The 13,476-nt window shown below is 63.8% G+C and carries 13 protein-coding genes; 6 read left to right on the forward strand and 7 right to left on the reverse strand.

The window, feature by feature from the left end; all coding sequences use genetic code 11:
* Positions 1 to 162: 162 nt before the first annotated feature.
* The 5 genes from IVB12_RS24885 to IVB12_RS24905 form a co-directional block, all read right to left on the reverse strand.
* A complete protein-coding gene (locus IVB12_RS24885) occupies positions 163 to 993 on the reverse strand; it encodes an ABC transporter ATP-binding protein (RefSeq protein WP_247302968.1) in 831 nt (276 codons plus the stop codon).
* 14 nt (positions 994 to 1,007) lie between these two features.
* Positions 1,008 to 2,000, reverse strand: a complete 993-nt coding sequence (locus IVB12_RS24890) for an ABC transporter substrate-binding protein (RefSeq protein ID WP_247302970.1) — start codon at positions 1,998 to 2,000, stop codon at positions 1,008 to 1,010.
* Positions 2,001 to 2,074: 74 nt separating this feature from the next.
* Positions 2,075 to 2,884: an ABC transporter permease gene (locus tag IVB12_RS24895; protein WP_247302972.1), complete on the reverse strand. Its 810-nt coding sequence runs from the start codon at positions 2,882 to 2,884 to the stop codon at positions 2,075 to 2,077.
* A 225-nt stretch (positions 2,885 to 3,109) separates the two neighbouring features.
* Positions 3,110 to 3,817 (reverse strand): TetR/AcrR family transcriptional regulator, encoded by a 708-nt coding sequence (locus IVB12_RS24900; protein ID WP_247302974.1) that lies wholly within the window; start codon positions 3,815 to 3,817, stop codon positions 3,110 to 3,112.
* Between the two features lie 142 nt (positions 3,818 to 3,959).
* Positions 3,960 to 4,808, reverse strand: a complete 849-nt coding sequence (locus IVB12_RS24905) for a VOC family protein (protein WP_247302976.1) — start codon at positions 4,806 to 4,808, stop codon at positions 3,960 to 3,962.
* A gap of 221 nt (positions 4,809 to 5,029) precedes the next feature.
* Here IVB12_RS24905 and IVB12_RS24910 point away from each other — a divergent pair, with 221 nt between their 5' ends.
* Together IVB12_RS24910 and rbsK are read left to right on the forward strand one after the other, a co-directional pair.
* Positions 5,030 to 5,923, forward strand: a complete 894-nt coding sequence (locus tag IVB12_RS24910) for a sugar kinase (RefSeq protein ID WP_247302977.1) — start codon at positions 5,030 to 5,032, stop codon at positions 5,921 to 5,923.
* A gap of 19 nt (positions 5,924 to 5,942) precedes the next feature.
* A complete protein-coding gene (gene rbsK, locus IVB12_RS24915) occupies positions 5,943 to 6,860 on the forward strand; it encodes a ribokinase (RefSeq protein WP_247302979.1) in 918 nt (305 codons plus the stop codon).
* Here the strand turns inward: rbsK and IVB12_RS24920 are convergent, their stop codons facing one another.
* Positions 6,861 to 8,081, reverse strand: coding sequence for an FAD-dependent oxidoreductase (locus IVB12_RS24920; protein WP_247302981.1), 1,221 nt, complete (start codon positions 8,079 to 8,081; stop codon positions 6,861 to 6,863). It lies immediately after the preceding gene.
* 230 nt (positions 8,082 to 8,311) lie between these two features.
* On the opposite strand from IVB12_RS24920, the gene IVB12_RS24925 reads away from it, so the two are divergent.
* On the forward strand, positions 8,312 to 9,106 hold the full coding sequence (locus IVB12_RS24925; protein WP_247302983.1) for an enoyl-CoA hydratase/isomerase family protein: 795 nt from the start codon (positions 8,312 to 8,314) through the stop codon (positions 9,104 to 9,106).
* Between the two features lie 19 nt (positions 9,107 to 9,125).
* Here IVB12_RS24925 and IVB12_RS24930 read toward each other — a convergent pair whose 3' ends face one another.
* Positions 9,126 to 10,844 carry an IlvD/Edd family dehydratase gene (locus tag IVB12_RS24930; RefSeq protein WP_247302985.1) on the reverse strand — a complete coding sequence of 573 codons (1,719 nt, stop codon included), beginning with the start codon at positions 10,842 to 10,844 and terminating at the stop codon, positions 9,126 to 9,128.
* 176 nt (positions 10,845 to 11,020) lie between these two features.
* Here IVB12_RS24930 and IVB12_RS24935 point away from each other — a divergent pair, with 176 nt between their 5' ends.
* The 3 genes from IVB12_RS24935 to IVB12_RS24945 all read left to right on the forward strand — a co-directional run bounded on the left by IVB12_RS24935 (position 11,021) and on the right by IVB12_RS24945 (position 13,443).
* Positions 11,021 to 11,707 carry a GntR family transcriptional regulator gene (locus tag IVB12_RS24935; protein WP_247302987.1) on the forward strand — a complete coding sequence of 229 codons (687 nt, stop codon included), beginning with the start codon at positions 11,021 to 11,023 and terminating at the stop codon, positions 11,705 to 11,707.
* 358 nt (positions 11,708 to 12,065) lie between these two features.
* Entirely contained in the window at positions 12,066 to 13,067 is a 1,002-nt protein-coding gene (locus IVB12_RS24940; RefSeq protein WP_247302989.1) for a TAXI family TRAP transporter solute-binding subunit, read from the forward strand.
* 34 nt (positions 13,068 to 13,101) lie between these two features.
* Positions 13,102 to 13,443, forward strand: coding sequence for a hypothetical protein (locus tag IVB12_RS24945; protein ID WP_247302991.1), 342 nt, complete (start codon positions 13,102 to 13,104; stop codon positions 13,441 to 13,443).
* The last annotated feature ends 33 nt before the right edge of the window (positions 13,444 to 13,476 follow it).

Consider the following 13,476-nt stretch of genomic DNA (forward strand, 5'->3'; position numbering starts at 1 on the left):
ATCTCATCCCGACACCGCCTCGATTCGACGCAAAATCAAGCGCGCGGGCTGGGATGATGCCTTCCTCCTCAGTATGCTTCGCCATATGCGATAGCCCTGCCCGCAGGCGGGGGAGGGAGCGCACCGTCTTCGTGATCACAGCCCGGCTCAATCGCATTGCTCTTAGTCCAGTGCACCTTGGGAGAAGAAATGCTTGCGGATGCGTTGCACGAGCTCGGTGAACACGGGATCGGCCATCACGTCGAGCGAGCGCGGACGCGGCAGCGGCACATCATAGATCGCGGCGATCGCACCGGGGCGCTCGGTCATGACCAGTACGCGGTCGGCGAGGAAGACGGCTTCCGGAATCGAATGCGTGATCAGCAGCACCGTTTTCCTGGTCTCGCGCTGGATCCGCATCAATTCGACATTCATGCGTTCGCGTGTCAGCGCATCGAGCGCGCCGAACGGCTCGTCCATCAGCATGATCTTGGGATCGTGCACCAGCGCTCGGCAGATCGAGGCGCGCTGCTGCATGCCGCCGGAGAGCTGCCATGGCAGCTTCTTCTCGAAGCCTTCGAGCCCGACCAGCTTCAACAGATCCTTGGCGCGAGCGAGATATTTATCCCGCGCCAGCCGCTTCATGTCGATCGGCAGCATGACATTGTTGAGGATGTTGCGCCAGGGCAGGAGCAACGCGTTCTGGAAGACGATGCCGACATTGCCGTGCGGCGTCGTCACCCTCTCGCCCTCGACCAGGATCTCGCCCGTGGTCGGCGGCAGCAATCCCGAGATCAGCTTGAGCAGCGTGGACTTGCCGCAGCCGCTTGGGCCCACCACGACGAAGAACTCGCCATCATTAATGTTGAAATCGAGCGGCCGCAGCGACGGCACATCGCCGTCGCGCGTCCGGTAGGTCTTGGACACGCCGGACAGTTTGATGCCCGACGCATCGCCGGCAGCCCGGTCACTCACCAGTCTCAGATGCGCGGCCGGCTGCAGGGTTGCGTTCATTGCTGTCGCAGGTTTCACGATCCGCTCTTCGGCAAATAGTCGTTGGTGTAAAACGCCTTCGGGTTCTCCTTGGCCTTGGCATCGAGGCCGCCATATTCGACGAGAAGATTGACGGTCTCGGTCATGTTCTGGTCGGTGACCTGGAATGGCCGCTTGCTCTTGGTGTCCGCGGTCCGGTAGAGCGGGATGGTCAGCTCGAAGCCCTGTGTCAGCGTATCGATCTTGCCGCCCTTGGGATTAGCATCGAGGATCGATTGCGCCGCGGCCTTCGGCTCCTTCTCGGCGGCCTCGACCGCCTTGGTAGTCGCCGACATGAAGCGGCGAACCAGATCGGCATTCGCCTTCACATAGTCAGTGTTGGCGATGATGCCTGATGAAACCATGTTGATGCCGTAGTCGGCGAACTTGATCGGATAGACGTCCTTGCCGGTGGCGTCCTTGATCTTCATCGACTGGTCCATGACGTAGCCGAGCAAGAGATCCGCCTGGCCGTTGATGACGGCGTTGAGCTTGGTCTGGCCGTCGCCGGCAACGGTTTTGAAGTCGCTCTCCTTCAGGCCGGTCTTCTTCAGGAACAGCGGCCAGATCTGGGTCATGGAATCGGCCGGCGTGATCGCCACCGTCTTGCCCTTGATGTCTTCGGGCTTCTTGATGTTCTTGTCGACGAAGCCCATGGCGGACATCGGGCTGGTCTGGAGCAGCACGCCGGTCGCAACCACCGGCGCGCCCTTGATCGCGGCGCGCATCATGGTGGGAACGTCGACATAGCCGAAATCGGCGGTCTTCGCCGCGACGGCCTGCGTGGTCGCAGCCGAGCCGCGGCCTTCCTGGATCTCGAGGTCGATGCCTTCGGCCGCATAGATGCCCTTGGCCTTGCCGTAATAGAACGGCGCGTGCTCGCCATAGACGTACCAGTTCAGCATCAGCACGACCTTATCGGCCGCCTGTGCCGGCAGTGCCGCGAACACCATCAGCGCTGCCGAGACGCCCCCTATCCACCGCTTCATCGTTACTCTCCCATGTCGTTGTTGCGTCGGCCGTTGGTGGCCGTTCGTTGCTTCACTTCAGAGCCGAAAATTACTTAAGAGGCGAAAAGCACGTCCTCACGCTGGCTGACGTGCCAGGGGATGACCAGCTTCTCGATCCGGTCCACGATCCAGAACAGGACCACACCGAGTAGTGCCAGGATCACAAGGGCAGCGAACATCGTCGGCAGGTCGAAGGTGCCGATCGAGCGCTGCATGACGTAGCCGATGCCGGAATTGGAGCCGACAAACTCGCCGACGACGGCGCCGACCACGGCGAGCGTCACCGAGACTTTGAGACCGGAGAAGATCGCGGGCAGCGCATGCGGCAGGTTCACCGCACGGAACACCTGGAAGCGGCTGCCCTGCATAGCGCGGGCGAGATCGACCATATCAGGATCGACCGATTTAAAGCCCTGCACGGCCGAGACAACGACGGGGAAGAAGCCCAGCAGGAACGCCGAGATCACCTTCGGGATGATGCCGAAACCGAACCAGACCACAAACAGCGGCGCGATCGCAATCTTCGGCACGGATTGCGAGAACACCAACAGCGGATAGACGTAGCTCTCCACTGTCTTGGAGCCGGCAATCAGCATTGCGACGGGAATGCCGAACAGCGCCGACAGCACGAAGCCACACACGGTCGCATAGGTGGTCGGCCACGACTGGCGCAGCAGTTCCGGCCATTCGGTGCGCAGCACCGCCACGACGTCGGCGGGCGACGGGATCTGGTAGGCGGGAATTTTGAACAGCCGGATCGCCAGATCCCAGGCCACGACGATGAAGACCAGGAACAAAAACGGCCGAATCCAGGCCGCATTCAGCATCTTGGACACCGCACTCTGCGGCTTCAACTCAGCCACGTCTCACTCCCGGCAATCTTGTCGTTGGCGGAGAAATTAACCCGTTGGATAAATACTGTCCAGAGCTTTCCCTGTGACGTTTTGCGCCAGGTTCCGGTCGCTGAATGTGAAGGGGGTCGTGTGAAGGGCCGCGTGGAGGGACTGCGGCGAAATCTCGGTGTAGTGGGCGATGACAGCCAAGATTGGAAAAGCAAAAGAATCCCAGTCGAGCGGCGCCGACGGCCACTAAACCGTTTGCGCCACCGCGGTGGGCGACTTTGGCGGCTTCGCGATCTCGAACAGCGCCACGGACTGACCCGTCAGCGCAGCCAGCACGAGTCCAACCATGTGCGCCAGCCGTTCGTCCTTGGCCTTCTTGTCCAACAGATCGCGGCCGAAGATCACGCTGAGCGTCGCCGAATTCGAGAGATAGAAGAAGCAGAGTCCCGCGATCGAGATGTAGAGCTGCACCGGATCGACCGCAACCTGGAAGTCGCCGCTGTCGACGCCGCGGCGCACCACGGTGCGGATCATCTCGACGAAGGGCGAGTGCATCGACTTGACCTTGGTCGAGCGCTTCAGGTGCTTTGCGCGCGCGAGATTCTCGGTCTGGAGCAGCGACAGGAATTCGGGATTGCGCAGGAAGTAATTCCAGGTGAATTCGATCAGCCGCCGGATCGCCTCGGGCGGGTCGAGATGCTCGAGATCGAGCCCGCGCTCCTCGCTGCGGATTTTGTCATAGGCACCTTCAAGCACGGCGAGATAGAGCTCGTCCTTGTTGCCGACATGGTAGTAGAGCATACGCTTGTTGGCGCCAGCCTTGGCGGCGATGCGGTCGACGCGCGCGCCGGCGAGCCCGTGGGCCGCAAACTCCTGCTTGGCGGCCTCGAGAATACGCAGCCGCATCCCCTCGGGATCGCGCTGCCATTTCAGAGTTCGCTTTGCCTTCGCCAAACCGGTTGCTCGCTGGGTGGTCTCAGATCAGCGTGTACCACGAGGAAGTCGTCATTGCGAGGCGCCCTTGCGACGAAGCAATCAGACGGCCGCCGCGGAGGGCTTCTGCATTTCTTCGCTTCGCTCGGAGGAAAGACGTCCCTCAATCCACCGGCTTCGGCGAACGCTCCAGCAGCACGGTCTGGATGCCGCAGGTGCCGTTCCGCACCGTCATCACCCGCGTGCCCGGCTTGCGGCCGTTGCGGACCTCGGAAACGTCGAGACCGGCAGCGATCAGGCGGGCGCGGGTGGCGTCGATGTCGGCCACCCGCCAGCTGAGGCCCCAGAGCCGGTCATGCGCGGCATCGCCGCCCGCCACCGGGCGGCGCACCACCTCGACGATGAGATCGCCGCAGCGGAAGAACATCAGCTGGCCCCAATCCTGATGGGAGCGGTCGAGCGCCAGATCGAGCCCGAGCCGCGCGCCATAAAGTGCGGCGGCGCGCTCGGAATCCTCGGTGGTGATCACGACGTGATCAAGCGCCTCGATCGGCGCGACGTCGGTCGCAACGGATCTGGGGCGCTCGTCGGCGAGCTCGAGGAAGAACATGCGCACGCCGCGCGTGAGCTCCGTAGCGGCACGCGTGCGCTTCCACTGCAGCACGGCATCGGATGCGGCATCGCTGCTTTGGACCTCCGCGACCGGCTCCGGCCTCAAGGCCACGCGTTCCAGGCGGCGGTGCGTCTTGCTCATGTCTGCGACGCGAAAGCACAGGCTGGCGAGCACGCCCTCCTGATCGTCGAGCAGCGCGCGCATGCGGTCGGCGGCGACACTGAAGCCGCTCGGCGCCATCAATTCGGTCGTCATGTTGTCCAAAGTGAACAGGACCCGGTCGGCGCCCTCGCCGGAGTTCTGCCAGGCCGGCGCGCGGGCGAGCAGCGTCTGATAGGCCGCTTTTGCCGCAGCGATATCCCTGACCAGGACGACGACGTGATCGAGCCCGATGATCATCTTCCCCCCTTTTATCGACTCGTAATTGACCCGGAACCCCTGGGCCGAAAGACGGCGTTTGTCCGGGCTTGGCATCGGCCTGTCATGGTCGTATTCCGGCACCATGCTGACCTCAAGCGCTCCGGGCGGCAGATTTGCGAATAATTTCAGCGTCCCTCCGGAGCGGAACCGGTGCTAGAGTAAACGCGCCGGCCGGACCACAAGCGCATCACGGACAAGCAATGCAGGCTCTCTTCATCGGACAGACCTATATCGACGTCGTCTTCATCACCGACCACCTGCCGACCGGCGACGAGAAGCACGTAGCTTCGGATTACGCGGTTTCGTTCGGCGGCAACGCGGTGACGGCGGCGTTCTGCTGCGCCAAGCTCGGCATCGTGCCCGATCTGATCGCAACAGTCGCCAATGACTGGCTGGGGCGCATGTTCCAGGACATGTGCGCGAAATACGCAATCTCGCTGCACGGGCGGAAGGTGAACCAGTCCTCGCTCTCCTTCATCATGCCCAAGGACGGCAAGCGTGCCATCGTCCGCTGCCGCGACGACGAGCACATCCATCCGTTCCCGATGCTCAATCTCGGCGGCTGCCGCGCGCTGCATGTCGACGGCCATCAGCCGGACGCCGCGATCCACTATGCAAAAGTCTGCCGCGAGGCCGGCATCCTGACCTCGCTCGACGGCGGCGGCCTGCGCACCAACACGCATGAGCTGCTGGAATATATCGACGTCGCCATCGTCGCCGAGCGGCTGTGCGAGCAGATGGACCTGACGCCGGAGAAGATGCTCGATTACCTCAAGAGCCGCGGCTGCAAGATCGGCGGCGTCACCATGGGCGAGAAGGGCCTTTTCTGGTACGACGAGACCGGGACGGTGCAGGTGATGCCGGCGATGCCGATCCCGCGCGAGCGCGTGATCGACACCAACGGCGCCGGCGACGTCTTCCACGGCGCCTATGTCTATTCCTACCTCGCCCATCCCGGCAAAAGCTGGCGCGAGCATTTTGATTTCGCCCGCGCCGCCTCGACCTTCAAGATCCAGCGCCTCGGCAACGAGGCCGGCCTGCCGACGCTGGTCGACATCGCCAAGGTCAGGCACGAATTCGAGGTCAGGGTCTAGCGCTCGCAAAAGGTGTGTCATGGGTCGCGTCTTCGTCGCCGGCAGCATCAACATGGATGTGGTGGCAACAGCCGACCGCCATCCACGCGTCGGCGAGACCGTTGCTGGCAAGCAGGTGCTGTATTTTCCAGGTGGCAAGGGCGCGAACCAGGCGGTCGCCGCGTCGCGGCTTGGCGCCAGGACCACGCTGATCGGGCGGCTGGGGAAGGATTCGTTTGGGACCGAGCTGAAGGTTTTCCTTCGCAGTCAGGGCATCGATCTCGGCTACGTGCAGCAGACGGCTGACGCGCACACCGGCACGGCCATCATCACGGTGGCGGAGGCTGACAATACCATCGTCGTCATCCCCGGCGCCAATGCATTGGTCGACGCTGATGACGTCAGCGTTGTGCCGCTGCTGGAGGGCGACGTCGCGGTCAGCCAGTTCGAAATTCCGCTGCCGGCGATTGCCGCGTTCTTCCAGCGGGCACGCGCCGCCGTAGCCACGACGCTGCTCAACCCGGCGCCGGCGCAAAGCATGCCTGGCGAGCTGCTCGCGCTGGTCGACATCCTCGTGCTGAACGAGACCGAGCTCGGCTTGCTCGCCGGCACCGAGCTCTCCGACGGCGACGAGGCCGCGCGGATCATCGACGTCGCGCGACAACTTCAGGCGCGGCGGGACCAGACCATCTGCGTCACGCTCGGCAGGCGCGGCGTGCTCGCGCTGGCGGGGCGCGAGGAGATTTCGGTGCAGGGGCGCACGGTGAAGGCGGTCGACACCACCGGCGCCGGCGATTGCTTCGTCGGCGCGCTCGCGGCGCAACTGGCTGACGGCGCGACACTGCGCGGCGCGCTCACGTTTGCCAACGCCGCCGCTTCGATCAGCGTGCAGCGGATGGGCGCGGGGCCGTCGATGCCGACGGCAAAGGAAGTGGCTGCCGTGATCGACGCAAGCTGATCACGCCAGTGCGCTCTTCAGGTCGAAACTCTGGTCCGCGGCCTGCTCCGGTGAGATCGAGCGGTGCATAGCCTGCAATCGGCGCCCGAACATGTGGTCGCCGGCGCGGTTGATCGACTCGATGCCCAGCAGCGTCTCGCCCTTGTAGCAGAACGCCGAAAACGCCTTGCTCGCGGGGTTGCCGCGCAGCACGACGCGATCGTAACCGGTGGTGAGGCCGGTGATCTGGAGCTTGTCCTCGCCCTGGTCGCTCCAGAACCAGGGATGGCTGTCATAGGGCTTGCTGTCGCCGGTCAGCCGCGCCGCGAGGCAGCGGGCGTGATCGGTGGCGTTCTGCACCGATTCCAGCCGCAGCGAACCGCCGAAGCGCGGGCTTGCGAACAGCGCGCAGTCGCCGATCGCCGAAATATCGGGATCAGCCGTCGCAAGATATTCGTCGACAACGATGCCGGCGGCAACGGGAAGCCCCGCTTCAGCCGCAAGCTCGATGTTCGGCAGCACACCGACACCGACCACGACGAGATCGGCGGGCAGATGCCGTCCGTCGCTCAAGGAGACGCCGGTGACCTTGCCGCCCTCGGCTTCGATGGAAGTGGCCTGCACGCCGAGATGGATGCGGATGCCGGCCCCGCGGTGCCGCGCCTGAAAATATTCGGAGACCTCGGCCGTCACCGCGCGCGCCATCACGCGCGGGGCGAGCTCGAGCACGTCGACCTCGAGGCCCTTGATCCGCGCGGTGGACGCGAATTCGAGGCCGATGAAGCCGGCGCCGATGACCACGACGCGTGTCTTCGACGGGATGACCTGGCGCAGTGCCTCGCTGTCGTCGAGGATACGCAAGTATTTCACGTCGGGCAGATTGGCGTTGGGCAGGTCGAGCAGGCGGTTGCGCGCGCCCGTGGCCAGCACGAGGTGACCGTAAGGCAGCGTCTCGCCCGAGGCCAGATGCAGCTTGCGGCCAGCGCGGTCGATCGAGACGGCGCGGCCGGCGATCAGCTCGATCTTCTGGTCCTGGTAAAACTTCTCCGGCCGGAACATCAGGCTCTCCGGCCCGGCCGAGCCCTTGATGTAGGCTTTTGACAGCGGCGGCCGCTGATAGGGCAGATGCGCCTCGTCATTGATCAGGCAGATGCGCTGCGAAAAGCCCGCCTGGCGCAGCGATGCCGCGACCTGGTAGCCGCCATGGCCGGCCCCGACGATGATCACCGGACCATCCGTCATTGGACAGCCCACTTCCGCAAGACACGAGCGTGACCCATGTCGTCTCCTCTCTCGCTGATTTTGGTTTGCTGGCCTGACGAGGAGCCGGCGCTCGTGTCCGTCCCTTGGCGAAGGCGGGCCCATTTGAGCCTATCGTTCCGCCCAGCGCAAGAGCGGCGGGCGGGGATTGTCACCCCTCGCCTTCTGCGATTTAGTTGCAGCAACGAACCTCTTGCCGGGGATTTTCTCAGATGCCAGCTCCCATCTCCCAGCCCGATGATCCCGCCCTGCTGCGGATCGAGGGCCCGATCGCGACCATCACGCTTAACCGCCCTGCCGCATTCAACTCTATCAACCTGGCGATCGCGCAGAAGCTCGAGCAGCTCGCGGCCTATATCGAAGGCGCGGACGACATCAAGGTCGTTGTCCTCGAAGGCGAAGGCCGCGCCTTCTCGGCCGGCGGCGATCTTCAGACGATCGGGGCAGCCGCCGAAGCAGGCACGGTGACGCCCGTGGTCGGCGAGCTCTTGAAGCACTATCATGCCTTTATCGAGATCATCCGCCGCATGCCAAAGATCTCGCTGTCCAGCGTCCACGGCTCCGCCGCCGGCGCGGGCATGGGGCTCGCCTTCGTCACCGATCTCTGCATTGCCGCCGACGACGCCAAGTTCACGCCGGCCTATGCCAAGATCGGCGTGTCGCCGGACGGCGGCTCCACGGTCGGCATCGTCGGCACGGTCGGCTCCCGCCGCGCGCTACAAATCTTCCTGTCCGAGGATAATTTTACCGCGCAGCAGGCTTACGAGTGGGGCCTGGTTGCCAGGATCGTTCCCGCCGCTGATCTGAAAGCAGCCACGCAAAAACTCGCCGAGCGTCTCGCGCAAAACCCGCCGGCGGCGATCACCGGCACCAAATCGCTCGTCTACCAGGCCGCGACCACGCCGGTGAAGCAGCAGTTGGATGCCGAGGAGCACAAGATCATCATGGCGATGAACACGGCGGAGTTCCGCGCCGCCGTGAAGAAGTTCACCAGCAAGGGCAAGTAGCTGCCTTAGGCCTGGTCCCTCACTCCTTCTCGGTCCTTGGTCCAGTCCTCTGCATGAAATCGAAGTCGCAGCCCTCGTCGGCCTGCATGATGGTCTCGTTGAACAACCAAGCGTAGCCGCGCCGGGCCTCCTCTGGCGCTGCGGCCGGCTTCAACGCGGCGCGGCGCCGCTCGAGTTCGGCCGCATCGACCAACAGCTCAATGCTGCGCTTGGCCACATCGAGGCGGATCATGTCGCCGTTCTGCACCAGCGCGAGTGGCCCGCCGACAGAAGATTCCGGCGTGATGTGCAGCACGATGGTGCCGAACGCGGTGCCGCTCATGCGTGCGTCCGAAATGCGCACCATGTCCTTGGTGCCGTTCCGCGCGAGCTTCTTCGGAATCGGCAAATAGCCCGCCTCGGGCATGCCCGGCGCGCCCTTCGGGCCGGCATTACGCAGCACCAGCACGTCGTCGGCCGTGACGTCGAGATCGGGATCGTCGACCCGCAGGGTCATGTCCTCGACGGATTCGAACACCACCGCGCGCCCGGTGTGCTGCAACAGCTTTGGACTGGCGGCCGATTGCTTGATGACCGCACCGCGCGGCGCGAGATTGCCGTGCAGGACGGCAAGACCGCCCTCCTTCTTGATCGGATTGTCGCGCGAACGAATCGCGTCCTGGCCCGGCACGTGTTCCGCATTCGCCACGACCTCGCGTAGCGTCTGGCCGCTGATCGTCCCGGCATCGAGATCGACGAGATCACCGAGTTGCGCCAGCAGTTTCGGCACGCCACCGGCGTGATGGAAATGCTCCATGTAATGTTCGCCGGACGGCTTGAGATCGACCAGCACCGGCACCTCGCGGCCGATCTGGTCGAACACTCCGAGATCGAGCCGGTACGGCGATCGGTGCGCCATCGCGGTCAGATGGATCAGGCCGTTGGTCGAGCCGCCAATCGCTTGAAGCACGACCTGCGCGTTCCTGAACGAGGCCGGCGTCAGCAACTCGCTCGGCTTCGGCCTCTTCGTCTTTGCCATCTCGGCGGCGACTTTGCCGCTGGCCTCCGCAAGACGGAAACGCTCGGCGTGCGGCGCCGGGATTGTCGCGCTCATCGGCAGCGACAGGCCCATGGCTTCGATCATGCAGGCCATGGTCGAGGCCGTGCCCATCACCATGCAGGTGCCGACGGACGGCGCGAGACGGCCGTTCACGGCTTCGATCTCGGCATCGTCCATGTCGCCGGCGCGGTATTTTGCCCACAACCTGCGGCAATCGGTGCAGGCGCCCAGCACTTCCCCCTTGTGATGGCCGACCACCATGGGCCCGACCGGAATGACCACCGTCGGCAGATCGGCGCTGATCGCCGCCATCACCTGCGCAGGAAGAGTCTTGTCGCAGCCGCCGATCACGATCACCGCATCCATTGGCTGGGCGCGGATCATCTCCTCGGTGTCCATCGCCATGAGATTGCGCAAGTACATCGAGGTCGGATGGGCAAAGCTCTCGGCGATCGAGATGGTCGGGAATACGAACGGCATCGCGCCGGACAGCATCACGCCGCGCTTGGCGGCTTCGATAATCTGCGGGACGTTGCCGTGGCAGGGATTGTAGTCGCTATAGGTGTTGGTGATGCCGACGATCGGGCGCTCCAGCGCATCGTCGGAATAGCCCATGGCCTTGATGAACGCCTTGCGCAGGAACAGCGAGAAGCCGGCATCGCCATAGCTCGTCAAACCCTTGCGCAGGCCACTCGTCATCATGCCACTCCTTCCGAGTTGCCACCGTGGTACAGCCTCGCCCAGGATTGTCAATAAGATTGGCCAATATTGTCGCACTTTCTGGCTTTTGGCGGCTCTTGCGGCACAAATTATTGACAATCCAAGCCCCTCCTGCTCCACAGGACCAACCGGCCGACCGCCGGGAGGCTAAGGGCATGTCCGACATTCGCACTGCTGAAGCAATGCCGGTCCGGCGCGACGATCCGGACGACGTCGTCGCGCGCCTGGAAGAGGACATCATCTTCGGCCTCCTCGCACCGGGCGCGCGCCTTACCGAGGACGCGCTGATGTCGCGCTACGGCACCTCGCGGCACTTCGTGCGCCAAGCGCTGCTGGATGCGGAGCGGCGCGGCATCATCCGCCGTGAGAAGAATGTCGGCGCCACCGTACGGTTCTACTCGGCCGAGGAAGTCCATCAGATCTACGAGGTGCGGGAGATGCTGACGCGGCAGGCTGCGCTGATGATCCCCCTGCCCGCGCCGCAAGGCCTGATCGACGAACTCTCCGCGCTGCAACGGCAATACTGCGCAAGGGCCGACGCGCAGGATCTGCGCGGCATTCACGAGGCCAACGACGCCTTCCACCTTGCGCTGTTCTCGGCCTGCGGCAATCCCTATCTGGTGCGCTCGCTCCAGGACTACATGAACCTGACGCTGCCGATGCGCGCGAAGAACCTCGCCGATCGCGAGGGTCTCGCACAATCGCGGCGCCAGCACGAGCTGATGATCGAGCTGCTCAAGGGCCGCGACAGTTGGGCGCTGGCGCAACTCTGCGTGGATCACATGCAGGTCAGCAAGAAAGATTACCTCAAGCGCATCGCCGATGATGGGGCCGGACTCTAGGTGAGCAAGTACCTGCCACGAACGACCCGTATACGTCCAAGAAGGAACGCCGCTAGCCGGGGCGCGTTGGAACGCTCGAGCGGGATTCATTCGCGCGCGTAGCCGGGTGACGATCGATCGGAACATGTCAGCCCAAGGGAGGGCTGGCTACCGCACAGGTTTGAACATGAGGGTCTGCGGAGCGATGCGGGCCGGTTTGTTCTTCGCATTGATTGCGGCGGCCTGGCTCGGCGGACAGGTCCAGGAGTCCTTCGCACAACGGCAACCTTTCGCCTCTCCGAGTGAATCCGGGAAAGCGTCTCCGCCAAAAGAAAGCGCCCCCAGGAAAGAAACGAGACGACCTGCGGACCCATTTACGGTGGGCTTCGTAACCGGTACGCCGCAATGCACTGAATTCGCAATAGCTCAGGACATTGCGACCACACTGGCGAGTGGCCAGGAGACGGGTCCGCATGGCGAAGTCGCTTTGCGGGTCCTGCCAATCGTGGGAAACGGCGGCACCCGCAGCATCCTCGACGTGCTCACTCTGGCAGGTGCCGACGTGGCGATCGCACCTGTTATCCTGGTCGACCGGCTCCGGGAGGCAAAGACGTTCGGAGACATCTCCGATAAGCTTGCCTACATTGCCTCGCTCCATGTCGAAGAGTTCCATCTCCTCGCACGGCCGGAGATCGCAAGCCTGACGGATCTTGCGGGGAAGAGGGTCAATCTTGGCGAGGACGGCAGTGCCGGTGCCGTGCTTGGCCGCGAGGTGCTGAACCGTCTGGGCGTCAAGATCAGCGAATCCAGCCTGGGGCCGGACGCCGCGCTGGAGGGGATGCGGAAGGGAGACATCTCGGCCGCCCTACTGGTCTCAGGAAAACCAGTCAGCTTCCTCGCACGTGCCGGGCAGGCCAAGGGCATTCACTTCCTGCCCATCCCCTATTCCAACGAACTGCTGCAGCAAAACTACCTGCCATCGACGCTTCGCCACGAGGATTACCCAGATATCATCGGGGTCAATGCAGCTGTGGACACGATCGCGATCAAATCCGCTCTCTTCGCCTACAACTGGCCGCCTCGCAGCGAACGGTTTCGGCTGCTGGAATTGTTCGTCCAAACACTGTTCACGCGGTTTCCTGAATTTCTCGGCGACGCACATCACCCCAAATGGCGCGAGGTGAACCTGGCCGCGCTGCTCCCGGGATGGCAACGATTCCGACCGGCAGAGCGCTGGCTCCAGCAGCAATCCGGCGGCGAGGCCGCGCTTCGCAAGGCGTTCGGCCGGTTCCTTGAGGGAAAGCCAACCGCCAATCCGCCAGACCGCGAAGAATTGTTCCGGGACTTCCTGCGCTGGCGAGAACGCAATCCGGATAAGTGAGCAAAATTTGGCAGGCAAATTTCGGGAGGTGTCGATGCGCAACGCGCTTGTGAGCACAGCCTTGGCTGCGTTGCTCGCCTTGATCGCCGACGTGAGGCATCCTGCAGCGCAATTTGCTCCCTTCTTTCCGCCAGCGCCGCAGTCGTTCGCACCGACCACCGCGCCGCCGGCCGACACGACCGAGCAAACCAGGACAGCCCCTCACCGAAGCAGCAAGGCGGATAGGAAGCACGAGGAGAAGCACGAAGTCGTTCGTCGGCCGCCAAATCAGCGGAAGGTCGCCGAAAGAAACGGATACAAGCGGGTCAGCGATCTCGTGAACTTCCCGAAGTTCTTTCCGGGCCTCGGCATCATCTTCGTCAAGCCCGACACTTGACCGCTGGGGCCGTTCCTGTGCTTCGATCGCAGG

Source organism: Bradyrhizobium sp. 179 (assembly GCF_023073535.1).
Classification (GTDB): Bacteria; Pseudomonadota; Alphaproteobacteria; order Rhizobiales; family Xanthobacteraceae; genus Bradyrhizobium.

Bases quoted from the DNA above. Each gene is read 5' to 3' on its own strand.
- IVB12_RS24885 (WP_247302968.1), bottom strand. From the start codon at position 993: ATGAACGCAACCCTGCAGCCGGCCGCGCATCTGAGACTGGTGAGTGAC.
- IVB12_RS24890 (WP_247302970.1), bottom strand. From the start codon at position 2,000: ATGAAGCGGTGGATAGGGGGCGTCTCGGCAGCGCTGATGGTGTTCGCG.
- IVB12_RS24905 (WP_247302976.1), bottom strand. From the start codon at position 4,808: ATGATCATCGGGCTCGATCACGTCGTCGTCCTGGTCAGGGATATCGCT.
- IVB12_RS24910 (WP_247302977.1), top strand. From the start codon at position 5,030: ATGCAGGCTCTCTTCATCGGACAGACCTATATCGACGTCGTCTTCATC.
- rbsK (WP_247302979.1), top strand. From the start codon at position 5,943: ATGGGTCGCGTCTTCGTCGCCGGCAGCATCAACATGGATGTGGTGGCA.
- IVB12_RS24920 (WP_247302981.1), bottom strand. From the start codon at position 8,081: ATGACGGATGGTCCGGTGATCATCGTCGGGGCCGGCCATGGCGGCTAC.
- IVB12_RS24925 (WP_247302983.1), top strand. From the start codon at position 8,312: ATGCCAGCTCCCATCTCCCAGCCCGATGATCCCGCCCTGCTGCGGATC.
- IVB12_RS24930 (WP_247302985.1), bottom strand. From the start codon at position 10,844: ATGACGAGTGGCCTGCGCAAGGGTTTGACGAGCTATGGCGATGCCGGC.
- IVB12_RS24935 (WP_247302987.1), top strand. From the start codon at position 11,021: ATGTCCGACATTCGCACTGCTGAAGCAATGCCGGTCCGGCGCGACGAT.
- IVB12_RS24945 (WP_247302991.1), top strand. From the start codon at position 13,102: ATGCGCAACGCGCTTGTGAGCACAGCCTTGGCTGCGTTGCTCGCCTTG.